This is a genomic window from Paenibacillus tarimensis (assembly GCF_021532315.1).
In the GTDB taxonomy this organism is placed as follows: Bacteria; Bacillota; Bacilli; order Paenibacillales; family Paenibacillaceae; genus Paenibacillus_I; species Paenibacillus_I tarimensis.
The window spans coordinates 183,257-206,366 of sequence record NZ_JAKGAO010000006.1; the positions used below are offsets into that span (position 1 = coordinate 183,257).

General features: G+C 49.1%; 26 protein-coding genes. 20 read left to right on the plus strand and 6 right to left on the minus strand.

Features of this window, described 5'->3' with window-relative positions:
* The first annotated feature begins 1 nt into the window (after nucleotide 1).
* The 3 genes from L1N82_RS05960 to L1N82_RS05970 all read left to right on the plus strand — a co-directional run bounded on the left by L1N82_RS05960 (nucleotide 2) and on the right by L1N82_RS05970 (nucleotide 1,976).
* Nucleotides 2-616, plus strand: coding sequence for an alpha/beta hydrolase (locus L1N82_RS05960; RefSeq protein WP_235286460.1), 615 nt, complete (start codon nucleotides 2-4; stop codon nucleotides 614-616).
* Nucleotides 617-648: 32 nt separating this feature from the next.
* The gene (locus L1N82_RS05965; RefSeq protein ID WP_235286595.1) at nucleotides 649-1,260 is read left to right on the plus strand and encodes a flavin reductase family protein; all 612 of its coding nucleotides are present in this window, start codon (nucleotides 649-651) and stop codon (nucleotides 1,258-1,260) included.
* Between the two features lie 116 nt (nucleotides 1,261-1,376).
* Nucleotides 1,377-1,976, plus strand: a complete 600-nt coding sequence (locus L1N82_RS05970) for a nitroreductase family protein (RefSeq protein ID WP_235286596.1) — start codon at nucleotides 1,377-1,379, stop codon at nucleotides 1,974-1,976.
* A 196-nt stretch (nucleotides 1,977-2,172) separates the two neighbouring features.
* On the opposite strand, the gene L1N82_RS05975 is transcribed toward L1N82_RS05970, so the two are convergent.
* Nucleotides 2,173-3,060: an alpha/beta hydrolase family protein gene (locus L1N82_RS05975; protein ID WP_328284437.1), complete on the minus strand. Its 888-nt coding sequence runs from the start codon at nucleotides 3,058-3,060 to the stop codon at nucleotides 2,173-2,175.
* Between the two features lie 395 nt (nucleotides 3,061-3,455).
* On the opposite strand from L1N82_RS05975, the gene L1N82_RS05980 reads away from it, so the two are divergent.
* The 5 genes from L1N82_RS05980 to L1N82_RS06000 all read left to right on the plus strand — a co-directional run bounded on the left by L1N82_RS05980 (nucleotide 3,456) and on the right by L1N82_RS06000 (nucleotide 9,364).
* The gene (locus L1N82_RS05980) at nucleotides 3,456-4,778 is read left to right on the plus strand and encodes a sugar ABC transporter substrate-binding protein (protein WP_235286462.1); all 1,323 of its coding nucleotides are present in this window, start codon (nucleotides 3,456-3,458) and stop codon (nucleotides 4,776-4,778) included.
* An 87-nt stretch (nucleotides 4,779-4,865) separates the two neighbouring features.
* Nucleotides 4,866-6,179, plus strand: a complete 1,314-nt coding sequence (locus L1N82_RS05985; RefSeq protein WP_235286597.1) for a carbohydrate ABC transporter permease — start codon at nucleotides 4,866-4,868, stop codon at nucleotides 6,177-6,179.
* On the plus strand, nucleotides 6,176-7,021 hold the full coding sequence (locus L1N82_RS05990) for a sugar ABC transporter permease (protein WP_235286463.1): 846 nt from the start codon (nucleotides 6,176-6,178) through the stop codon (nucleotides 7,019-7,021). The genes L1N82_RS05985 and L1N82_RS05990 overlap by 4 nt, the downstream gene beginning before the upstream one ends.
* Complete coding sequence (locus tag L1N82_RS05995) at nucleotides 7,018-8,748, plus strand: alpha-amylase family glycosyl hydrolase (RefSeq protein ID WP_235286464.1); 1,731 nt, start codon at nucleotides 7,018-7,020, stop codon at nucleotides 8,746-8,748. Before L1N82_RS05990 ends, L1N82_RS05995 begins: the two co-directional genes overlap by 4 nt.
* Nucleotides 8,749-8,953: 205 nt before the next feature.
* Nucleotides 8,954-9,364 (plus strand): GNAT family N-acetyltransferase, encoded by a 411-nt coding sequence (locus L1N82_RS06000; RefSeq protein WP_235286465.1) that lies wholly within the window; start codon nucleotides 8,954-8,956, stop codon nucleotides 9,362-9,364.
* Between the two features lie 550 nt (nucleotides 9,365-9,914).
* On the opposite strand, the gene L1N82_RS06005 is transcribed toward L1N82_RS06000, so the two are convergent.
* Nucleotides 9,915-10,562 carry a DUF2306 domain-containing protein gene (locus L1N82_RS06005; RefSeq protein WP_235286466.1) on the minus strand — a complete coding sequence of 216 codons (648 nt, stop codon included), beginning with the start codon at nucleotides 10,560-10,562 and terminating at the stop codon, nucleotides 9,915-9,917.
* Nucleotides 10,559-11,584, minus strand: a complete 1,026-nt coding sequence (locus tag L1N82_RS06010; protein WP_235286467.1) for a DJ-1/PfpI family protein — start codon at nucleotides 11,582-11,584, stop codon at nucleotides 10,559-10,561. Before L1N82_RS06010 ends, L1N82_RS06005 begins: the two co-directional genes overlap by 4 nt.
* 188 nt (nucleotides 11,585-11,772) lie before the next feature.
* Here L1N82_RS06010 and L1N82_RS06015 point away from each other — a divergent pair, with 188 nt between their 5' ends.
* Together L1N82_RS06015 and L1N82_RS06020 are read left to right on the plus strand one after the other, a co-directional pair.
* Nucleotides 11,773-12,459 (plus strand): response regulator transcription factor, encoded by a 687-nt coding sequence (locus L1N82_RS06015; RefSeq protein WP_235286468.1) that lies wholly within the window; start codon nucleotides 11,773-11,775, stop codon nucleotides 12,457-12,459.
* Nucleotide 12,460: 1 nt separating this feature from the next.
* Nucleotides 12,461-13,528 (plus strand): sensor histidine kinase, encoded by a 1,068-nt coding sequence (locus L1N82_RS06020; RefSeq protein ID WP_235286469.1) that lies wholly within the window; start codon nucleotides 12,461-12,463, stop codon nucleotides 13,526-13,528.
* Nucleotides 13,529-13,683: 155 nt separating this feature from the next.
* Here L1N82_RS06020 and L1N82_RS06025 read toward each other — a convergent pair whose 3' ends face one another.
* Nucleotides 13,684-14,445 carry a hypothetical protein gene (locus L1N82_RS06025; protein ID WP_235286470.1) on the minus strand — a complete coding sequence of 254 codons (762 nt, stop codon included), beginning with the start codon at nucleotides 14,443-14,445 and terminating at the stop codon, nucleotides 13,684-13,686.
* 225 nt (nucleotides 14,446-14,670) lie between these two features.
* On the opposite strand from L1N82_RS06025, the gene L1N82_RS06030 reads away from it, so the two are divergent.
* The 5 genes from L1N82_RS06030 (at nucleotide 14,671) to L1N82_RS06050 (ending at nucleotide 19,360) form a co-directional block, all read left to right on the plus strand.
* Nucleotides 14,671-15,513: a tyrosine-type recombinase/integrase gene (locus tag L1N82_RS06030; protein ID WP_235286471.1), complete on the plus strand. Its 843-nt coding sequence runs from the start codon at nucleotides 14,671-14,673 to the stop codon at nucleotides 15,511-15,513.
* Between the two features lie 147 nt (nucleotides 15,514-15,660).
* Nucleotides 15,661-16,317, plus strand: a complete 657-nt coding sequence (locus L1N82_RS06035; RefSeq protein ID WP_235286472.1) for a CTP synthase C-terminal region-related (seleno)protein — start codon at nucleotides 15,661-15,663, stop codon at nucleotides 16,315-16,317.
* Nucleotides 16,318-16,649: 332 nt separating this feature from the next.
* Entirely contained in the window at nucleotides 16,650-17,468 is an 819-nt protein-coding gene (locus L1N82_RS06040) for a MerR family transcriptional regulator (RefSeq protein WP_235286473.1), read from the plus strand.
* An 85-nt stretch (nucleotides 17,469-17,553) separates the two neighbouring features.
* Entirely contained in the window at nucleotides 17,554-18,324 is a 771-nt protein-coding gene (locus L1N82_RS06045; protein ID WP_235286474.1) for an SDR family oxidoreductase, read from the plus strand.
* Nucleotides 18,325-18,394: 70 nt separating this feature from the next.
* Entirely contained in the window at nucleotides 18,395-19,360 is a 966-nt protein-coding gene (locus L1N82_RS06050; RefSeq protein ID WP_235286475.1) for a helix-turn-helix transcriptional regulator, read from the plus strand.
* Here the strand turns inward: L1N82_RS06050 and L1N82_RS23160 are convergent.
* Nucleotides 19,345-19,467, minus strand: coding sequence for a hypothetical protein (locus L1N82_RS23160; RefSeq protein ID WP_268821843.1), 123 nt, complete (start codon nucleotides 19,465-19,467; stop codon nucleotides 19,345-19,347). The two genes, L1N82_RS06050 and L1N82_RS23160, sit on opposite strands and share 16 nt — an antisense overlap.
* A gap of 12 nt (nucleotides 19,468-19,479) precedes the next feature.
* On the opposite strand from L1N82_RS23160, the gene L1N82_RS06055 reads away from it, so the two are divergent.
* Entirely contained in the window at nucleotides 19,480-19,977 is a 498-nt protein-coding gene (locus tag L1N82_RS06055) for a DinB family protein (RefSeq protein WP_235286476.1), read from the plus strand.
* A 54-nt stretch (nucleotides 19,978-20,031) separates the two neighbouring features.
* Nucleotides 20,032-20,400 (plus strand): iron chaperone, encoded by a 369-nt coding sequence (locus L1N82_RS06060; protein WP_235286477.1) that lies wholly within the window; start codon nucleotides 20,032-20,034, stop codon nucleotides 20,398-20,400.
* Between the two features lie 74 nt (nucleotides 20,401-20,474).
* On the opposite strand, the gene L1N82_RS06065 is transcribed toward L1N82_RS06060, so the two are convergent.
* Nucleotides 20,475-21,233, minus strand: a complete 759-nt coding sequence (locus L1N82_RS06065; protein ID WP_235286478.1) for an MBL fold metallo-hydrolase — start codon at nucleotides 21,231-21,233, stop codon at nucleotides 20,475-20,477.
* Nucleotides 21,234-21,373: 140 nt separating this feature from the next.
* Between L1N82_RS06065 and L1N82_RS06070 the strand changes: the two genes are divergently transcribed.
* The 3 genes from L1N82_RS06070 (at nucleotide 21,374) to L1N82_RS06080 (ending at nucleotide 23,101) form a co-directional block, all read left to right on the plus strand.
* Nucleotides 21,374-21,784: an Lrp/AsnC family transcriptional regulator gene (locus tag L1N82_RS06070; protein WP_235286479.1), complete on the plus strand. Its 411-nt coding sequence runs from the start codon at nucleotides 21,374-21,376 to the stop codon at nucleotides 21,782-21,784.
* 59 nt (nucleotides 21,785-21,843) lie between these two features.
* The gene (locus tag L1N82_RS06075) at nucleotides 21,844-22,419 is read left to right on the plus strand and encodes a hypothetical protein (RefSeq protein WP_235286480.1); all 576 of its coding nucleotides are present in this window, start codon (nucleotides 21,844-21,846) and stop codon (nucleotides 22,417-22,419) included.
* 199 nt (nucleotides 22,420-22,618) lie between these two features.
* Complete coding sequence (locus L1N82_RS06080) at nucleotides 22,619-23,101, plus strand: DUF2975 domain-containing protein (protein ID WP_235286481.1); 483 nt, start codon at nucleotides 22,619-22,621, stop codon at nucleotides 23,099-23,101.
* Nucleotides 23,102-23,110 lie beyond the last annotated feature (9 nt).

A 23,110-nucleotide genomic window follows, 5' to 3' on the forward strand; every position in this document is an offset into this window, starting at 1 on the left:
GATGAAGCATGTATTTGAACAGGGTACGGATGCTAACGCTCCTGTACTGGTTATGTTTCATGGAACGGGCGGGACGGAGCGGGATCTGCTGCCGCTCGCTAAGGCGGTCTCGCCATCTTCCGCAGTCCTCAGCCTGCGGGGGAATGTGCTCGAGAATGGAATGCCCCGTTTTTTCCGGCGACTGGCGGAGGGGGTCTTCGATGAGGAGGACCTCGTCTTCCGTACGAAGGAGGTCTATGACTTTCTGCAAGAGGCAGCAGAGCGCTATCAGCTGGATAGAAGCAATATGATGGCTATCGGATACTCTAACGGAGCTAATATTGCTGGCAGCCTGCTGTTCCATTATGAGCATGCATTCCGCGGGGCCATTCTCCACCACCCGATGGTGCCCATACGGGGGGTGAAGCTGCCTGATCTTGCCGGCACCTCCGTGTTCATAGGCGCAGGCTCCAATGATCCGCTATGTACACCGCAGGAGACAGAAGAGCTTGAACAGCTCCTTCGCGATGCAGGCAGCGATGTAACGGTGCACTGGGAACGTTATGGACATCAGTTAACCGGTTCAGAGGTGGAAGCTGCTGCTGACTGGTATCGTAAGCGGTATGGAAATTCCTAAAAAAGGAATGGAGGGGCAGCACAATGGGGACAATGATATCGGTGGATCCAGCCGGGCAGAGCGGACGGGACACGTATAAGCTTCTTATTGGCAGTATCATCCCGAGGCCGATTGCACTGGTAACAACGCTGTCAGATAACGGTGCTGTTAACGCTGCGCCCTTCAGCTTTTTCTCGATTGTCTCAAGCGACCCGCCACTGCTCTCTATAGCGGTACAGCGAAGACAAGGAGCGATGAAGGATACGGCCCGCAATGCGCTTGAGCGGCGGGAGCTTGTCGTGCACGTTGTCAGCGAAGAGATTGTGGAGGCAGTTAATCAGACTGCTGCCAATCTCCCTCCCGGTGATAGTGAGCTGGCTGCTGCCGGTTTGACGCCTGTAACGAGTGAAGCGGTTAAGGTGCCGGGAGTTGCTGAAGCCAGGATTCGTATGGAATGCTGCTTGGAGCAGGCGATCGAGCTTGGAGACAGCGGGCAGCCTTCCTGTGATCTTCTTATTGTACGAGTGAAGCGAATTCATATTGCGGAAGAACTCTACAACGAGCATGGGCATATTGATCCAGGGCTGTTGAAGCCGGTAAGCCGGATGGCAGGAGATGATTATGCTCTGATCGGCCGCGTATTTTCATTAAAGAGACCAGAATAATTGGAGCTTGCTGAAGGAAATTGGAATATTATTGTTGCAATCAGGAAGCATCCTTTGTTAAAATAATATAGGTACTTAATAATATTAAGATACTTTGGAGGTAGTTAACGATGACAATGACAAATGAATTTTTCAAAGCGATTCAAAACCGCCGTTCCATCTACAGCATTACTAGCGAATCCCCGATCTCCGATGAACGCATTCAGGAAATTGTAGAAGAGGCAGTCAAGCACACACCATCATCCTTCAACTCGCAATCCAGCCGTGCAGTCGTACTCCTTGGCGCTCACCATCATAAGCTGTGGGACCTGACAACTGAAATTCTGAAGGCCATCGTGCCTGCAGATCAGTTCGAGTCGACCCAGCAGAAGATGGACAGCTTCCGCGCAGGTCATGGTACGGTTCTGTTCTTCGAGGAAATGCGCGTTGTTGAAGGTCTGCAGCAGCAGTTCCCGTCATACCAAGACCGCTTCCCGGTATGGGCTGAGCATGCCAATGCCATGCTGCAGCTTGTTATCTGGACTGCCCTAGAGGGTGAAGGCCTTGGCGCATCCCTCCAGCACTACAACCCGCTGATTGATGACAAGGTTAAAGCACAGTGGAGTCTGCCTGAATCGTGGAAGCTAATCGCTCAAATGCCTTTCGGCAAACCGGGTGCGCCAGCAGGCGACAAGGATTTCCAGCCGGTTGAAGAGCGCACGAAAATCTTCAAATAAGAGCCTGCTGAATACGTTAGTCAGGTCATGACATAAAAGGAGCTGTCCAAAGCCGATAAAGTCCGGTTGTGGCAGCTCTTTTTTTCCAGGGGATAAAATGAATAGAAGCCGTCTTCGCACCTTGCGAAGACAGCTTCTATGTAGTTAAGACAATGATGACTTGAGATTGCTTGGCCGGGCTGCTCTCGAGTTATGCTTAAGCTCTGCCCATAAACTGGCCGATCTGCTCAATCAGTTCGCTTTCCCAGGCATGGCTGTTAAAGTTATGATCACAATTGGCAATATAATGGATACGCGCACGATCCCCGTACACCTGCTCTTTATACATTTGGGATACAGCCGCTGGTACCGTCTTATCCTCCGTTCCGTGGATTAGCAGAACATCCTTCTGGAAGGCCTTCGATCTGCCAAAAACATCAAAAGTCTCCAGATCCACAGAGAACGCTCTCCCAATAAGGTTGCCGCCCCAATCAAATGTTTCCGCATCCGATGATGCAAGATAGTCTCCGGCCGCAGCTTTAATCAGCTCCTTCATGATTCCGGCAGGGGCAAGCAGGATGAGGCGGTCTATATCATCCGGACGGTCCCCGGCCAGTACACTTGCAATGAGCCCCCCCATGCTGAAACCGATTACGCTGATTCGGCTGTTATCAATTCTTGGATCAGCCCTCACTTGGTCAAGTATCGCGTTGGCATCGGCGAGCTCGCCCGAAACCGTCATCTCCTCAAAGTCGCCGTCACTTTCACCGCTCCCGTAAAAATCATAGCGGAACACGGCATAGCCCAGCTTCTCTAGTTGTCTGGAAATTTTTAAGAAGAACCGGTGAGATCCCAGCTTGGTTCCCGTGAAGCCGTGAAACATAATGACAGCAGGGAGGGGACCTTGGGAAGCTGCAGGAATGTGTTCCATTCCGCGTAGTGTTTTTCCTTCATAATTAAGGGTTATCGCTTGTTGCATCAGCTTAAGCAGCCTCCTTGTAATAGTGCTCATAGTTATATTATTCCTTATCCGCTGCGGCTTTTCAATGTTATTACAGGTTCTCCAGTAAACAAACGTTTGCGCCAAGGGGGTTGAGTAAGCCATATGCTAAAGGCTGCAAAAGAAATGAATCACTAAATAGGGTAATGGAAATTGCGTTATCAGTAGCATGCATGAGTAATAGCAAGATTCCTTGAGATAATTCTTACTATTTTTATGGAAACGGTTAAATTCGACGATTGCAAACGCTTTTATAGTTGCGTATGATGAAAGCAAGCAAGCGAGCAACGGAATTATCCAGCGGTTTTTGACAAATTGAAGGCAATGTTACCTAACTGGGTACAACCTCGTAGCATGAAGTTTAACTGCCAGGTTGTACCTTTTTTCTGTCTGGGTATCCCTTAATTTGTTCAAAATGGGTGGACATTGCACTTCCGGACAAACGTTTGCATAAAGAAAATTCGCTTTATACACAAATACTTATAAAAGGTGGGTACGCAATGAAACAAGTTAAAAAGACGGCGGTTATGCTAATGGCTCTGGTGCTTGTGTTTACACTGGCAGCCTGCGGAGGCGGCAAAGCAAATAACAGCGGCAATCAAGGAACCAATCAGCCTGCGAACCAAACGGGCAATAATGGAGGCGCTGTCAGCGAAGAAGCGATTGAAGAAGAAGAGCTTGTACCGGAAGAAGGCGCCAAGCTGATCGTATGGGACAGCGGCGACCAGAAGGCATTCGTAGAAGCGGCGGCTAAAGCTTTTACCGCGGAATATGGCGTACCTGTAGAATTTACGGAAGTCGGTGCAGACAAATCTGTTGAGCGGATGACAACGGACGGACCGGCTAAGGTCGGCGCTGATGTATTCGCTGCGGTACATGACCGTACAGGAAGCGCAGTGTCGGCTGGTCTGATTTTGCCGAACGACTGGTTCGAAGCAGAGACGAAGGAAAGCGCTTATGAGACGGCGATTGAAGCTGTTTCGGTCGATGGCATGCTGTACGGCTATCCAAAATCGGTTGAAACGACAGCGGTGTTCTATAACAAGGATCTGATTGACGAAGTTCCCGCGACATGGGACGGGGTTATCGAGTTTGCTAAGGGTTTCAATGATTCGAACAATAATAAGTGGGCGTACATGTGGGAACTGGGCAACGGCTACTGGAGCTACGGCTTCTTCGGCGGCTACGGCGCTTACGTATTCGGTGATAACGGTACGAATCCGAGTGATATCGGAATGAATACGCCTGAGGCTGTTGAGGCCGGCAAGTTCTACCAAAGCCTGCGCAGCACTGTACTGCCGCTCCAGACATCTGATATTACAGGTGACATCAAGAAATCCCTCTTCGAGTCCGGGAAGCTTGCTATGAATGTCAGCGGTCCGTGGGATACCGGTTCCTTGAAGGAGAAGGTAACGAATCTAGGCGTTGCACCATACCCGGCGCTGCCTAATGGTCAGCCAATGAAGCCTTTCTCTGGTGTCAAGGCATATTATGTAAACGCGTTCACGCCATATCCGGATGCCGCGAAGCTGTTCGCACACTACATCACATCCGCTGAATGGCAGAAGAAGAACTTCGAAATGACAGGCAACCTGCCTGCAGACAAGACGCTTGCTGAGGATGAGGTTATTAAGAATGATCCAATCGCTTCCGGCTTCCTGGAGCAGTTCGAGAATTCGGTCCCGATGCCTTCGATTCCTGAGATGGTTCAGTATTGGAATACAATAGATGCAACACTGGCGGCTATGTGGAATGACGGCATTGATCCGCAGAAGGCGCTCGACGACATGGTGAGCAAGATGCAGCAAAACATGGTCAAATAAGAAGGATCTCACGATCTGACACACTACCCGCCGGGATTCCGGCGGGTAGCTTGTCAGCAGGATCAGGCAGAGAAAGGAATGAACTACGTGCGCAAACATGCGAAGACAGCAGCTTGGCTATCAGTCCTAACGATGGGGCTTGGGCAACTATATAACCGGCAGTACGGAAAAGCCCTGCTCTTCTTATTCGTACATGTGGCAGCTCTTACGGCTTTTTTCACGAGGCTGTTCTACGACATCGGTGGTCTTATCACCCTTGGAGACAAAGCGACACATCTGGAGAAGGTCGGCCGCAGATATGTCAATGTGGAAGGCGATCACTCCATATTTATGATGATTTACGGACTGCTGGCCGTGATCATTGGTTTAATTTATATCGTCGTATATATTGTCAACATCCGCGATGCATACCGCAACGGACAGATTCGCGATAAGGGAGGCGTCGCTCCGTCCCTGGCCCAAACGATCCGCAACGTACAGAATGAGGGGTTCCCGTGGCTGCTGCTGTCGCTTCCGATTGTCGGGGTGCTGTTCTTCACCATTATGCCAATTGCCTTCATGGTCCTCATGGCGTTCACCAACTATTCGGCACCGGACCATATCCCGCCCAAGAGCCTGGTGGACTGGGTTGGATTCAAAACCTTCGGCGATCTGTTTTTTCTGAAGGCGTGGGCGGGTACCTTCTTCGGTGTACTGTCGTGGACGGTAATCTGGGCAGTGCTCTCTACCGTAACCTGTTACTTCGGCGGCATCTTCGTTGCGCTGCTGATCCACCAGAAGGGCATTAAGCTTAAAGGCATGTGGCGCACGATCTTTATCATTCCTTACGCCATACCCCAGTTTATCTCGCTGCTTATTATGCGGAACCTGCTCAACGACAAATTCGGTCCAATCAACCAGTACTTCCGATACTTCGGTCTGGATGGGCTGCCTTGGCTGAGTGATCCGTTCTGGGCGAAGGTATCGCTGATTGTCGTTAACATGTGGATCGGCATACCGGTCTCGATGATACTTGTTATGGGGATTCTGACGGCTATTCCAAAGGACTTGTACGAGGCAGCGGATGTAGACGGGGCTTCCGGGTTCACCAAGTTCAAGAATATAACGATGCCGTATGTCCTGTTTGCGACGGCACCGCTGCTGATCATGCAGTTTGCCGGCAATATCAATAACTTTAATGTTATCTTCCTCTTGACCAAGGGTGACCCGAAGACACTGGAGTACAATATGGCGGGTTCAACGGACCTGCTCGTAACCTGGCTTTACAAACTGACGCTGGATAACAGCCGCTACAATATCGCATCAGCGGTCGGCATCATTATTTTCCTGATTATCGCATCCCTGTCGATCTGGAGCTACAGCCGGACGAAATCGTTCAAAGAGGAGGATATGATTCAATGAAGACGTCAATATGGAAGCTTACGCTCAGTTATATCCTGCTGATCTTGATCGCTCTGGCCTGTATCTATCCTGCGGCATTCACGATCATGTCCTCCTTCAAGGCTGGCAGCTCTCTGTTCAGTGAAACCTTCATACCGCGGGCATTGACACTGGATCATTACAAGAATCTGTTCCAGGGCGCCAATCTTGATAACAAGCAGATTCCGTTCGTGCGCTGGTTTTGGAATACCCTGCAGGTTGCGGTAACGAGTATGATCCTTGGTACCCTTATCCAGCTGATCACAGCCTATGCGATATCCCGGTTCCGCTTCGCGGGCCGTAAGGCGATTATGTCGACGGTGCTCGTGCTTGGCATGTTCCCGGGCTTCATGAGTATGATCGCGATCTATATCCTGCTGCTGCAGATGAACATGCTGGACAGCAAATGGGCGCTTGTGCTCGTCTATTCTGCCGGCGCGGCACTGGGCATGTTTGTCGCCAAAGGGTATTTCGATACGCTGCCAAAGGCGCTTGAAGAGTCGGCACGCATAGACGGTGCCAGTCACTGGACGGTATTCTGGCGCATTATTCTGCCGCTGTCCAAGCCGATTATCACGTATGTGTCGCTGACAACTTTTACGGGTGCATGGGTCGACTTTATCTTCGCCCGACTGATTCTGCGCTCGCGGGAGAACTGGACGCTGGCCGTTGGGCTGTTCGAGCTCGTCGACAACTACCAGAGTACGGAATTTACGCTGTTCGCAGCAGGCTCCGTCCTCGCAGCCATACCTGTGGCCGTTCTGTTCATGTTCCTGCAGCGCTTCCTCATTGACGGCCTGACGGCAGGAGCGACCAAGGGATGAGGCGTATGCATAATGCCCGGGTAAGTCGTTCACTTAGGAGGAAAATGACGGCGGCTTGCGTACTCGCGGCAGCCATTGTTCTGATGATGCTGCTCCTTCAGGGCTGCAATAATGCTGAGCCCGGTAAACAGGAAACGGGCAAGCAGGAGACGGAGCATAAGGAGACGGAGCATAAGGAGACTGTGCAGCAGGAGAATACAAGTACGAAGCCAGTTGGCGGCGATGTGCAGAGCTCAGAGGTGTTCTATGAAATCTTCGTCCGCTCCTTCTATGACTCGGATGGAGATGGGATCGGAGATCTGCAGGGTGTTATTCAGAAGCTTGATTACCTGAACGATGGCGATCCGTCAACGACAGATGATCTGGGCGTAAGCGGCATCTGGCTGATGCCGATCCAGCCTTCTCCAAGCTATCACGGCTATGATGTGACCGATTACTATGAAATTAACCCTGAGTATGGAACGCTGGACGACTTCAAGGAACTGACCGCTGAGGCGCATAAACGCGGCATCAGCGTCATTATGGACCTCGTCGTCAATCATACAAGTGTTGAGCATCCCTGGTTTCTTGATGCCCTGGCATCCGACGAAAGCCCTTACCGGGACTGGTACGTATGGGCGGATGCGGCCGATGAGGACGGCCCTGACCTGTCGGAGACCAGCGCGACCGGCGGGAAAGCCTGGCATAACCGCGGCGGCAGCCATTATCTTGGCGTCTTCTGGGAAGGAATGCCTGATCTGAACTTTGATCAGCCTGAGGTTCGGGAGGAGATGATCAAGGCTGGCCGCTTTTGGCTTGAGGCAGGGGTCGACGGCTTCCGGCTGGACGCAGCCAAGCATATCTATGACGATGTGCAGTCCACGAGCGGCAAGCCAGTGATTACGGACAAGAATGTTGCGTGGTGGCAAGAGTTCCGCGCAGGTCTTGAAGAGGGGGGACACTCTCCTTACCTGGTCGGCGAGATCTGGGATAACTCACCTGTCGTTATCGCGCCTTACTTGAACAAGGCATTCGATTCGGGCTTTAACTTCAGCCTTGGGGAACAGCTGCTGGCAGCTACCAAATCCGGCAGCTCATCCAGTGCGGTCACTACACTGAGCCGCATTCTTGGTCTCTACGAGGATAGCTCGGGTGGCACCTTCATTGATGCGCCATTCCTCACGAACCATGATCAGAACCGTGTAATGAGCGTGCTGGAGGGAGATGTGAACAAGGCCAAGATGGCTGCTTCTCTGCTGCTGACGATGCCGGGAAGACCATTTATCTACTACGGGGAAGAAATCGGCATGTCCGGCAGCAAGCCGGATGAGCACATCCGTGAACCAATGGTCTGGTACGAGGATCCATCAGGAGGAGAAGGGCAGCCGTCATGGCAGTCTCGGATGTATAATGAAGGCGGTTCTGTCTCGGTGGAAGCACAGATGAATGACGAAGACTCGCTGCTTGCGCATTACCGGCAGCTGATCCACCTGCGGGCAGCGGACGCGGTGCTGCGCAGCGGAACAATTGACTCGTATTCTTCACCGGACAGCAGGGTTATGGCCTATGTTCGTGAGCTGGAAGCGGACAAACGGCTGGTGCTGAACAACCTGTCCGCGGAGGAAATCGTTATCGAGCTTAATCCCGCGGAAGGATGGGCGGAGCTGGCGTTCAGCTCTGTCGATGGAGCATCCTTGAAGGACAGTAAGCTGAAGCTGCCGGCTTACATCACGGTCATCGTAAAATAAGGCCGGTATTGACTTTCTGACTGGAAGGAATATACTGTGAGTATTATTCAACCATAGACGAAAGCCATGAAGGGAAATTGTAACCTGATGGTATCTCGTAGCTAACACTTTGTCCCTGCGGGGACGAAGTGTTTTTTTATAAGAAGGCCGCTGGTTTGTTTAGCTTAGTATGGTAGAAGAAGGCAGGGGATCTGCAGGGGGTCTAATGAGAGTTGTATTTGCAAAGGACGAGCATCTGGAATGGATAAGTCGCCGGGACCGTCATCTTGAGAAAAGTCTAATCGGACCGAAAATTAAGGGAAAGGAGATTTACTTATTACAGGATGAAAGTGAAGCATTTATTGAATGGATGCGTTATGGTTATTTTTGGGACAACACACCGTTTATGAATATGCTCTGGATTGATGAACCGTTTCGCAATAGAGGATTTGGACAACAGGTGGTTGAGTTTTGGGAGAACGAAATGAAACGACAGGGTTTAAAGTTGGTCATGACTTCCACACAAGCTAATGAAGGTTCACAACACTTCTATAGAAAACTGGGCTACAGGGATGCTGGATGCCTATTACTCGATGCGCAACCACTAGAAATTATATTAACCAAGAAGTTGTGCTAACGGGTGTCAAATGAAAATAAAGTATTTTCTTAGTGCTTAGGTTAAGATAAGTCCCCTGTTTAAGCACTACATGCTACCCGCGTACGTTCTTTAATAGGTGATTGGAAATGAAATATAATGAGGAGGACGTAGCCCAAGCGAAGGCGCGGGAGCGTTCTTTTTATTGAGCTAACGGGCAGTTTAATGAAGTATAACGGAACTGAGCACCGTTATTTTGCTGAAAGTTGCAAGGGATAAGATCTAACGGAACTGTGCGCCGTTATTGGCACAAAACAGAGTGAAATCCTATGGTTTTTTGGAGAATAAGGTCTCACAGTTCCCTTACAATCTGAAAAGTGGGATAAAGGACTGAATAAGGCCTCCCAGTTCCGTTACAATGCTCATGTGCAGGGAACTTCCCCGAAACTAACGGATACGATAGTGCCAAAAGACTTGACGGCAACCGTTACGATAGCCTCACAAATGATACCCGCCGTCAAACCGACGGCGGGTATTCCTTTCACAAAGCAACAATCACATAGGAGGTAGCCCTGTGTGAAGTCATAGGCATTTATAGATAGGTTGAAATAACACGGGGTTTGCCGACGGTTCTAATGATTATTTCCGGAATGATGAGCAGCAGCACGATAGAGCCGTAAACGCCGATGGTATAGCTGCCCGAATAAGTAAGACCGAATCCGAGATGGAACAAGGAGGTCAGAAGGTGAATTGCCATGTTCGTAAAACAAAAGGCGTAGCTCCGAATCATCCAGTTCCGATGACGGATTACCTGTTTCTTTTTGATTTGGACAAACGCCATAAGGGTGATCATCGGCCAAATCAGATTGATCATATTGAATCCCATGCTGCTGATCTTGCCCCCGGTGGCATAAGGAGCCATATAACCGGAGGTTACAACCACGAGCAGAACGGACGCGATATAAATGTAGCCATTGATCCGGTGCAGTTTGCGGCTCTTTTGCATGAACCGGTTTGAAAAGTTGAGCAGCCCTGCAAGCATGGCGACGCAGGCAAAGGCGACGTGCACGTACATGACATTGAGCCAGACGGGCAGATTCAGTTCCCGGTTCAGCAAGGTTTTATGGCTTAAGAAGCTTTTTGCTTCGGGATCGAAAATGTAGTTTTTCGTTAGGGCGTACAAGATGAACAGGAAGCTGACACCGGCAAGCAGGTTATACCATGTTACCTGTCTCTTCATGGAATTCTTCTGCCCGTTAATTTGGATGCCGGAAGCATGCCGGCCTTCGCGACCCCGGTCAAATGATCACCCTCCACAGCCACTTCAAATTTCAGATTTAAGCGCATCGGTTTTGAAATTTTCAGCAGCCAGGTTAGCTTCCCATCTACTAGAGCCGGGTTAAGAAAATCAACCGTTTCATCCCCTTGTACGGCCTTCCCGTGGACAACGCCATTGTATGTAGCAATGAATAGCCTAACCGGCAGCTTCCCGACCGGCGTAGCAATCGTCGTATCCCAATTTCCATCGAATGCAAAGACATGCTGCGACTTGCTAACCGGAGCGCCATCTTGATTCTCCGCAACTTTCTCCGTTTTCTGAGGCTCTCTGCCCGTCTTCGGTATTGGCGCCATACCCGTCGCCTGCCAGACCGTTCCCCTCCGCTCGTATTCGAACAGCTGCTCGATCTCGTACGAGATGCGCGGTCCCAACTCGCGCTCTACCAGATAGAGGGCCACATCGAGTCCCGACGTGACGCCACCGCCGGTAACCAGGTTGCCGTCATCGACGACACGCGCCGGGATGGGGACGGCCCCGGTTGCACCCAGTAAATCCATACCCAGATGATTCGTTACAGCCGGTCTGCCTTCAAGCAGCCCGGCCATAGCCAGTATCAGGGACCCGCCGCATACCGTTGCGACGATGACGTCTTTTTGTTCGAGCGCCTTGCCGAGCATGCCGGGCAACGCCGTATGGACGGTTCTTCCCAAAAGGGATGGAACCGAATCAGGGCCGTCTCCTTCGATGGGCCCTGACGCCCCGGGCACAATAATAAGGCCCGGACGCTCCGGATCCAGTCGACCGCCGGCCTCGATTTTTAATCCTTTCGTGCCGCTAGGCACGGGTCTGGGCCCCTCGGCGGTAACGAGCGCAACGCTTAACGCATTGTTCGTTATCATCTCAGCAGCACAAAATACCTCGTAGGGAGCAAGGGCATCGAGTAGATCGAAGCCGTCAAAAAGCACGATTTGTACCGATAACATTCTTTCATCCTCCTTCAACTATTCAGTGGTGCAATGGATTGTGTTCACAACTGAAGCATAACAAGCGATAATCTCGAAAGAAGGGGTGGAAAAATCACAAAACTATAAACAATTGATCACAAAACGGAAGGTTGCTCAAATCCTTACGGAATACGTGATAAGATAGCGGAAAGAGGTGGAATTTACGCATGATCGATATCAATACGATTCTCGTCGTGGACGATGACCAAAGCATTGCCGAACTATTAAGAGATTTTTTGGAGAATGATAACTTTAGGGTCGTTATCGCAAACGATACAGCTGAGGCATGGAACCTGTTTCAACTGCATGCCGTGCATTGCATCATCCTAGATATCATGATGCCGGGACAGAACGGTTTTGATTTCTGTCGGCAAGTACGGGCGGAGAGTGGCGTTCCAATCCTGTTCCTTAGCGCGCGCGGTGATGATGTGGACAAAATCCGCGGACTAACGCTCGGGGGGGACGACTATATCGTAAAAACCTCATCGCCCGGCGAGATCATCGCCCGCGTGAAGGCGGTCCTTCGGCGTACAGGTCCGCAGCAAGACAGCCGTTCCCGTGTGCTCGATTATGGCCGTATCAAACTTGATGTAACCACGCGGGAAGTGTTCGTTGACGGTCAAGACATCTCTCTTACTCCGAAGGAATACGACCTGCTTCGGTTGTTTGCGGAACATCCGAGGCAGGTGTTCACCTATGATCAGCTGCTTGCGAAGTTCTGGGACGGTTTTGGCGACCGACATACGATTCGTGTGCATCTAAGCCGACTTCGCGAGAAGATCGAGCTTGATCCGGAAGAGCCGAGATATTTGACCAACGTATGGGGCGTTGGCTATCGATTCGAGGGGGCGTGACATGGGGAGACTTCGTATTCGAACGTCTTTATTGCTGAGCTTGGTACTGCTCCTGTTGTTGCCTTGGATTTTTTTTGTAACAGCATTCCTGCTTGCGACGGGGTCAGTGGATTTTGACGGAGGGCAGCCCGGCTCATACGTAGTTTCGCATATCGCCGCCTCTGGGGGACTGATGCTCGCCTTTTTGATCATTGGGCTTCAAATCCGCCGCTATCTACTCGATCCTCTTGAAAAGCTTGGCGCCGCAGTCCGAAAAGTGGCCGGAGGGGATTGGGACATAGAGCTGCCGCAGTCCGCTGTCCGGGAAATTGCCGAGGTTCGGGACGGGTTCGAATTCATGGTGAATGAGCTCCAAAGCTCGAACTGGAAGCAAGCGGCGCTGGAGGAGCAACGGCGGTTCGTCATCGCGGCCGTCGCTCATGATCTGCGAACCCCCTTATTTGCGCTGCGGGGGTATTTGGACGGGCTTGAGCAAGGCATCGCGCGCACGCCGGAACAAGTTTCAAAATATGTGACCGTGTGCAAGGAGAAGTCCGCGCAGTTGGACCGACTGGTCGAGGATCTATTTACGTTTTCGAGGATGGAGTATCAGGAGGATGGTCTGAGCAAGTGTGAATGCAATTTCCATGAAATTGTAAAAAAATCGATTGAAAGCCTCCAGCCGCAAGCGAAGCAGAAACAGATTGCAATCCTTGCCGGATTCGAATTCGAGACGAGGGAATGCCTGATAAGAGCCGATGCGCATTTACTAGAGCGCGCGATAAGCAATGTCTTGGACAATGCCGTGCGGCACACGCCCGCTCATGGTCGAATTGTCTTCGAGTGCCGACGCGAGAAAGACCGTGTGACATTCATAATTCAAGATTCGGGGCTAGGCTTTACACCGGAGGAGCTTACCCGCATATTCGATCCTCTCTATCGGGGAGAGCAGTCGAGAAGCCGCGCGACGGGAGGCGCAGGGCTCGGCCTAACCATCTCGCAACGGATTATCCATCAGCATGGAGGCGAGCTTGCAGCAAGCAATCATTCGGAAGGCGGCGCCGTTCTATCTGGCTGGATTCCGATATAGGCTTCGCAAAATAATAGTGCCCTATCGACAACTTGTACAATACCTGCCTAAACCGGGGGAGAAGCTCTAAAAAGTTCCCTGCTGGCGTATTAAGCTATTGGGCAGGATAGTTCAACAGTCAACGAAAATATAAGTCACTGCGTGATGCAGTGACTTTAACGTTCTTGCGCTTTTTGTATTTGTTTAAGCCAGAAATCTGGTGGCTCGTAGTTAATAAGTGAATAATCTAGTTCATGTCCATCGGTTGTTGATAATTGAATAAGCAACAACTTTTTCAGGTCTATAGGTTTTAGATCAGCTGTTTTTATAGTAAGCACTTGCACCCCATTTCGCATTGGAGTGCCCACTATAATGACCTGATTCGCCTTTGTATAAACACTGGTTACAGCCGTTTGAAAAACAACTATATACAAATCAAGGTCTGTTTTATTTTGAAACATGGGGAAGTCAATGCCCAAGTTTTGTTTGAAGTTTAACTCGCCTGAAATTCCAATGTCATAAGTGGTAAATAGTCGATGGAGTGCGTAATGTATTCGCATAGGGACATAGCTCCATCTTCCTCCTGAATATGTGCTATGCCATTGCTCTTCATATACAGGTCTTTCATAGTTAGGGTCATTCTTAATAAAATTGAAGTCAATTATCGTTCCTTTATCCATTACGACAGGTATAGGTAAAGTGTCGGTAGGATAATATTTTTCAGCTTCCACTTCCTCAGGAGCTTTAACAATTGTAGTCGGTTTTGGTGGTTCAAGAGTTTTCAATCGGTTCTCCAACTCTTTGACCTGCTTATTTATTTCTTCGGAGTCGCTTGAATTAGAATGCGGTAATTTTTGCGCATAAGAAGTTGTGAAGGGAATGGAGAACGCCATAAATATGAATACAGTAATAAGATAACCCTTGTGTACTTTTGACATCTTCAACACCTCGTGGTTATGTTGTGCTTAAAAAGTGAACTTATGCAAAGGATTTCCTTGTACCAGGGCAAGATATTCAAAAAAATGTTTGAGGTATTGTCATGCTCAAATTTGGTTTTATAGATTAAGATAACGGGGACGCTAGTTCAACACGTCCCTGCTGATTATTAAAACCTCTCCTTAGAAGTAAACTAGATTTAATAGCTTCTAAAGGGAGGTTTTGTTATGCAATTAAGTGAGCTGTGGGGGTTGTATGAAGCTGACAAGCGCATTCAAGGATTCAATACGAGAACTTTAAAAGCGTACGCCCTTCAGCAAAAAATGTTGATGCAAGAGCTTGGTAATCTTGATATCACGGAGGTAACGTTGACTATGCTGAAGGAGTACTTGGCAAAACAAGCTAATCGTTTGAAGCCAAGTAGCCTGGGTCATCGAATTCGGTTTGTTCGTTCTCTTTTCCGTTACGCTTATGAAGAGACGTATCTGACTTCAAATCCTTCTCTAAAATTAAGAGAACCGAAATTAGATAAGCGCATTCCAAAGTTTTTGATTGAGGAAGACGTCATCCACTTAAAGATCTCTTGTCAGTCACTCAGGGAAAGAGCGCTGCTGGAGTTTCTCTACAGTACCGGCTGCCGGGTTGGAGAGGTGGAGAAGATCAATATCGAGGATCTGAACTGGGAGAACTGCTCAGCAATCGTTAATGGCAAGGGATCGAAGCAAAGAGAAGTTTACTTTACGACAGAGTGCAAAGTGTGGTTAAAAAAGTACTTGGCCAGCCGTGAGGACTCCTGTAAAGCCTTGTTTGTTACCGATACGCATCCAACAAAACGAATGGCCATAGCTACGATTAGATGGGCCTCAAAACGGCTTGCAGACGGGGGAGAAATTGAAGCGAACGTATACCCGCATCGCTTTCGACATACTTATGCATGCCAGCTCCTTGATAACGGTGTCCCCTTAGATTTTATCCAAGGTATGCTCGGTCATGAGAAAGCATCGACAACTCAAATTTACGCACAGCTCCGCGGCGAACGTCGAAGAGAGCTTTATCGACGATTCTTTTAAGTAACAATGGCGGCGGATCCTGTTTGCCCGCTGCTGTTCAACTAAAGGGCAGGATTGTCGAAATAAATTTCTTTATATAGAGATGGAATTCCTATATAATTACATTTTTATCAAGGTACCTACATTTAGTGGAGAGGTCGTGTCAATGTGTTCACTGTCGGGTTGATTGGTGATTATGATGAGGGGGTCGTTGCACATATCGCAATACCTCAAGCAATTCAATTAGCAGCAGACGATATTGGTACCGAGATTAATTACGAATGGGTTCCAACGTCTTCATTGGAGCACGATTTCGGACAAAAACTCTCCAAGTATCAAGCACTATGGGTAGTTCCTGCGAGCCCTTACCGTAGTATGCAGGGTGCATCGAATGGTATCCAATATGCTCGGGAACACCAGATTCCTTTCTTGGGAACATGCGGTGGCTTTCAACACATGATAATTGAGTTTGCTAGGAATGTCTTGGGGCTTACTGAGGCCGATCATGCGGAGGAAAACCCTTCGGCTTCTTTGATATTAGTTGCTCCTCTTCTATGTTCGGTAAGTGAAAAAACTCATACTTTTCAGTTAACGTCCGGCTCTAAAGTAATAGATATTTATCGAGCAGATGAGATTATTGAACAGTATGGAATTTGTAATTACGGATTGAACTCTGATTTCAGCCCAATGTTAGAAAGAGCAGGTTTACGAATTGCTGGGGTAGACCTTGAAGGGGAAGTTCGCATTATGGAACTTGATGAACACCCGTTCTTTATCGGAACCTTATTTCAACCCGAGCGTTCGGCATTGAATTCCTTTGATTAAGGCTTTCGTGCGTATAGCTACCCAATCTTAAATTAACTGCGCTAACGAAGACGTTAGTGCTCGTTCGACGAAAAAAAATACAACCTAGAACCTAAATGAGACGGCTACCTGATTGGAGGCAGCCGTTCTTCGATGTTAGACAAGAAAAGGCGCCTATTGTTGAAGGAACGGGGCAGGATAACGCAGCAATGTGCAGCTATTTTCAATAAAGAATTATAGCAACCTAACTTCAAGGAAAACCGTCTAAACATAAACTGGTACGTTGATCCCGGCAGGCAAAGGCAGCCATGTAGAGTTAGGGGTTGCGCTGGCTGCGGGAAATGGGGGATTAAATGTTCAAAATTGGAGCCTTCGCCAAAATGAGCGGCGTGACGGTTAAGACGCTGCGTCATTATGATGAAATCGGCTTGCTAAAGCCTGCTCAAGTGGACGAAGAATCTGGATATCGGTACTATACAGCAGAACAGCTGCTGACTATTCGCCGCATCGCGGGGTTTAAAGAGCAGGGGTTGACACTGGAGATGATACGCCCTCTGCTGAACGGACCGGTTTCACTGACGCAGGCAGAAAGTACATTGCTTGAGAAGCGGAAGGAGCTGGAGCAGAAGATTGATGAGGCTCGGCGGCAACTTGCAGATATCGATAAACGTCTTGGGCAGATCAGTAATCATAATGCAGGTGAGCGGGGGTTCTCCCTGCGAAGAGTGGAGCCTGTTCTAATAGCTTCTGTTCGAGAGGAATTGCCAAAAGGCCAGATTTGTCTGCTTCTTGACGAATTGAAGAAATATCTTACCTTGCGTGGCTTAGAGCCGTATCACGAGACAACGATCATATGGCACAGGAAGGCAGATTGCAACGATGAGCCCTCTGACATTGAAGTCGCTTTTCCTATCCCGAAACCATTCCCTGAAAGCGGCAGGGTGAAGATTAGACAGCTGTCAGGCATAGATTTAGCTGCTTCATATATTCATGAATGCAACCCTTACCAAGATGAATGTAAGGCGAGCGAGGTACTGCGGGGATGGATCATGGGTCATGGCTATCGGGCACTCGATACAATTCCGGTTCGGGAGATTTATCTGACGTCTGATAAGGATATCTACGGGCAACTGCGAATGGCTGAGGTAATCATACCGGTAGAACGAGTTTGAAAATACAGTTAGAACCACTTCTTGACTCTCCCCTTATGGGGAGGGTTTATGATGACATCAGCGAATAAATAAGGAGTGGATTATAATGAATTCTAACCGATTGAAAGACCAAATTGCAGTTGTTACGGGAGCCAGCAGAGGGATTGGCAGGGGGATCGCTCTGCGCCTCGCCGCCGAAGGCGCGATCGTCGTCGTACATTACGGAACAAGGCAGGAAGCGGCGGAGGAGACGGTCTCTTTAATTGAAGCAGCAGGTGGCACAGCCTTCACCGTAGGGGCCGAGTTAGATTCCTTAGACAGCGTTCTTCGGCTCCTTCAGAACTTGGATGAGAAGCTAATCTGCAGGACAGGCAGTAATCGTTTTGATATCTTGGTTAATAATGCGGGCATTGGTACATCTCCATCGTTTGAAGAGACAACGGAAGATGACTTTGATCGGCTGTTCGCGGTTAACGTGAAGGCTCCTTTCTTCCTGGTTCAGCAATCCCTCGAACGTCTGCGGGATGGCGGACGTATTATCAATATCTCTTCCGGAGTAACTCGCATTGCCTATCCGCACATCATGGCTTATAACCTAACGAAAGGCGCCCTTAATACGTTTACTTTGCATCTAGCCAAGCTTCTGGGACCACGTGGTATTACCGTGAACGCAGTGATGCCCGGCATCATCGACACGGATGTCAACGCTGCGTGGCTGCACACGCCTGATGGCCGCAATTTTGCGGTAGAGATGTCTGCGCTTGGACGCATTGGTGAGCCTTCGGATGTCGCAGACATTGTCGCCTTCACGGCATCGCATGAGGGTCGATGGGTAACGGGACAGATGCTTGACGCGACTGGCGGATCCCATTTATGAGCTAGCGGAATAAGCTAGTGCCTATCACTCAGATAAGTTTATATTTCATAGGGAAAGAGGAGGTTTCCGGTTGGCGAAATGGGATAACATGCTCTCCATGCTGTGGATTCTTCGATCCGGAAGGAAGCTCACCGCCGCGCAGATTGCGGACAGCTTGGAGATTAGCGTCCGTACTGTCTACCGCTATATCGACGCGTTGTGTGCCAGCGGTGTGCCGGTCGTCGCGGAGTCGGGCCATGACGGGGGGATTCGCATTCTCGAAAGCTTCAAGGAGACGCCGTTGTTCTTCAACCCCATGGAGCTGAAGGCGCTTGTGGATTCCTATAAATTTGCAAAAGGCGCTGGATATCCGTATACAGAACAGTTGGAGAGCGCGCTGCAGAAGGTGGAAAACGGGCTGCACGAAGAGCAGCGCCACGATTTGTTCCGCCAGACGGGCGGCTTGGACATCATTGCTCCGGCGCGTCCGCCTGCGGTTATCCCGCTGCTGAGAGAGCTGGAGCAGGCGGCCATGGGTGGGCGAACAGTCCGCATTGCCTATCGCAAAGCGAATGAGGAGAAGGCCGGCGAACGTGAAGTTGATCCGTATGGGCTGGCTTACGACCGTAACGAATGGTATGCTGTTGCGTTCTGTCATCGGGCGCAAGCGGTTCGTACGTTCCGTGTGGATCGAATCGAGAGGCTGGCGCCGACCGAAGCGGTGTTTGCAAAGCCGGAGTGTTTCTCCGCGTCCGCCTATTTCCGCGATCAGTCCGAGCAGGGGCGGGAGGCGGACGGACCGCTTACGGTCATCCGCGTTGAAGGGGAGTCCGACACGCTGAATGCGATTTGCGGCCACTGGCATATGCGCCACTATTTAACCGAAAGAACCGATCGGGAAGCGCGTTTTTTACTTGACGCCCCGACGATGAACAAGTATCTGCCCATATATCTGATGACATTTGGCACGGCTATACGAATTCTAGAACCGGCTGAGTTGAAGCACCGGATCCAGGATATCGCCAGTGGAATCGCCAAACATCATGGCCTGGATTGAACTTCACTGACAGCAGTTGTCAGCGAACCGGGTATAAGATATAGATAAGGCAGCGGCAGCCAATTAACGATGACGATAATAGGAAGGTGGTATTCTGCATGCTTCATCACTCCTATCAGATGTACGACTATCATGTTTGGGCAAACGACCGGATCTTCGCCCACCTGGAGCAGCTTCCAGAGAGAGTGTTCAACGGGGAAGTAACGAGCGTGTTCCCGTCTGTTTCGCATACGCTCGGACACATGTACTTATTTGAACGGCTCTACATGTCTGTGCTGGAGCAAGTCCCGAACGAGGTTATTTTTGCGAAGATTCCGGACTGGACGAAGGAATCACAGGGCTTAACCTTGGATGAGATGCAGCGGCTCTTCGCCAGCGCAGCCGGACAGTTCCGCGATTTGCTGCGGCGTACGCCCGATCCGGACAAAGCAATGACGATCGAGCATCCGAAGTACGGCCGGCTCGATACCCGCTTTTCCGATATCTTGGTGCATCTTGTTAACCACGGGACGTATCACCGGGGCAACGTCACTGCAATGCTGAAGCAGCAGGGGTATGCCGGTGTCCCAACCGATTATTTATTTTATTTGCATGAGCGGCAGAATGGTCAGCGCTAAGCTGTTCCGCTTAAGGAAGCTAAAGTATCATGGTCCACAGGGGAGGAAACCCGCATGGAAGAATTCGCAGAATACTTAACAGGCATCGATAACCCCGAACACCGCGAGCGAATGGAAGGAATCTTCCGTTGGGTGTCGGGTAAATTCCCCAATCTAGAATCTAGGATCGCATGGAATCAGCCAATGTTTACCGATCACGGCACCTTTATTATTGGCTTTAGCGCAGCCAAAGCTCATATGTCTGTTGCCCCGGAGAGGGCGGGAATTGAGCGTTTCGCTGAGGAGATCAAGAAAGCCGGCTATGATCACACCAAGGAGCTGGTACGCATCAAGTGGGCTAGTCCGGTCGACTTCTCATTACTAGAGAAGATGATCGGATTTAATATTGAAGACAAGGCGGATTGTACGACGTTCTGGCGTTAATCGCATGAATAACAAAACGAAGCCAGTCTGTACCTTCCTTAGTGAAGGGAGCAGGCTGGCTTGTTGCCTTACATTTAAAATTCGTACGATTCTCCGTCTTCCGGCACGAACACATTAGAAGAGATTCCTCTTTCGGCCAGGAAGCTTCTTAACTCTTCTCGTGATAGAGTCCAGTGATTAATGGCTTCCATATGAACAGAGATGACTATAGCGTTCGGTGCCGCTTGAGACACCTGATAAATATCATCCTTGCCCATTACTAAGGAACCGCTTTGAGTAAATTGATTATCGCCGCCATTTACGATAATGATCTCTGGCTGGTGGGCTTCAATTTCCGCCTGTACAGCGTCATACCACACCGTATCTCCAGCTACGTACAAGGTTTTCTCATCTGGGTGTTTAAATACAACGCCGCATACCTCACCCATGAGTTTTAAGATTTCTCCCCGTCCGTGTTCCCCTTTTGTTTTGATAAGCTGGATATCTCCAAAATGTGAATCTTCATTGAGTATCTCTACATGCTGAAATCCGGATTTGCGAACCTCACTTGCATCTTCTTCATTTTGTACGAAGATTGGGACCGTCTTGGGCAGCACTTCTATGGCTCTGTCATCAAAATGATCTGCATGCAGGTGGGTTACAATAACAGCATCAGCATTTATAATGTTCTCAAGGGCAGTGGGCAGGTCTACCAGCGGATTCATCTGGTCCTGTCTCAACAAGCTCGGGAAAGGCGGGTAAACGCCTTTATCAGCCAAGTAGGGATCCACCAAAAACTTCTTGCCGGCATATTCAACAACTAACGTCGCGTTTCTAATTAAGGTAGTTTTCACTAGAATTCCTCCTATTGTGTTGTCATGTGCTGATTGTATCGGATAGACTATTTGGTTTACATAGATAAAATCAAGTCATTTGGCGGCTAGACTTGAATATTGAAACATTATACAACCTATTGTTCATGGGAGAGGATACGATGGATCAAACCGACAGGCTTATATTAACGGAGTTATATAATAATAGCCGTATTACGATGAAGGAATTAGGAGAACGAGTGCACTTGACCGGACAAGCAGCCGCAAGCCGTGTTATGAAGCTGGAGGATACCGGGGTTATCGAAGGATATACGATTAGAGTTAATCAATCCAAGCTTGGCTGCTTTGTGCATGCATTTATAACAATCATTACGAAGAAGCATGACCACCAGCCGCTGCGCGATTTTATCCAGTCTAAGAAACGCCATGTGCTGAATAGCTATAAGATTAGCGGGGAAGGATGTTACCTGCTTGAGTGCAGATTCCCATCCAATGAACTCGTCGATCAATTTCTGGAAGAATTGAACGAGCATGCAAACTACAAAATATCGATTGTTATTAAGAAGTCATGACAAATAGCTAGAGCAGTCAATAAAGGTGATAGGAAATATATTATCCAAGCAGGTGAGTAATGAATCTTCGTCTATTCTTCTTAATACTGGCTTTTTCAATGGTCTTCTTCTTCTCATATGAGCAAGAGGTTAACGCTTTGTCGTGCGCTTATTCAGATGATCCTCAAGCAGCTTTAGTAAGGGCTGGCGGAGCGGTTTACGGTGATGTTAAGCAAATTAAGACGGACTCAAAGTATGAGGGATTTACGGGCACAGAAGAGAAGGTTAGGTATATTCTGGTTGAAGTTGAACAGAGCTGGCTTACCGAGGTTGATTCGCAGATTATTGCAGCAACTGATTACACCTGGGGCTATGAATTCAAGAAGGGCAATAACTACTTGATATATATTAGCGAAGTGGATGGGGAACTAGTCAGTTCTCCATGCAGCCCTACAATTGAAATGAGCAGCTCAGAGCAAGCAGTTGAATGGTTCGGTGAAGGATTGCGACCTAAACAATTAGTGAACTTGGAACACAAGATGTGGTTTATGTTTGAACTGGATATTGATATGTACATGATTGTTGCGGCGGTACTACTGATAATAATTATAGTCCGATTCATGAGAGCAAGGAACAGAAGGCAAGGGCGCGTTTAAGATGATAAACGAATCTGTGGAAACCTTTCATTTGAAGCAAACCAGGTGTTGGCTTCAGATGGAAGGTTTTGTTTTGATTCCAAGATTTTTTGGGGTCTGATACAACATATATATCCCTCAATACAATACTTATTTATTGAAAAACGATAAATTTTATGCTAAAGTCTAACTAAATTTTATGATAAGCGAGGGGCTTGTAATGGAACGTGGAACAACACTTTTCTTGAAGGCGGCTGTTATTATTATTGGCATCCCGGTTCTTGCTTTGTGCATCTTTGTGGTGCCCGAGATCGCGGAATTCGCAGCCGAATTGTATCCGGATCATCAGTATTTGAGGGTTCTGGTCTTAATCGTAATGTACGCAGCGGCGGTGCCTTTTTACTTTGCGCTGTACCAGGCCTTCAAGCTGCTGGGCTACATTGACAGGAACCAGGCTTTCTCCGAATTGTCTGTACGTGTGCTGAAGAAGATCAAATACTGCGCGTTTACAATCAGCTGCTTGTACGTGGCGGGCATGCCGCTCTTCTATCTGATCGCGGAGAAAGACGATGCCCCGGGTATCATCGTGATTGGCATGGTTATAGTTTTTGCTTCCATGGTGATTGGGGTGTTCGCGGCTGTTCTCCAGAGGCTTTTACAAGAAGCGATTGATATTAAATCCGAGAACGATTTGACGGTCTGAGGTGAATAC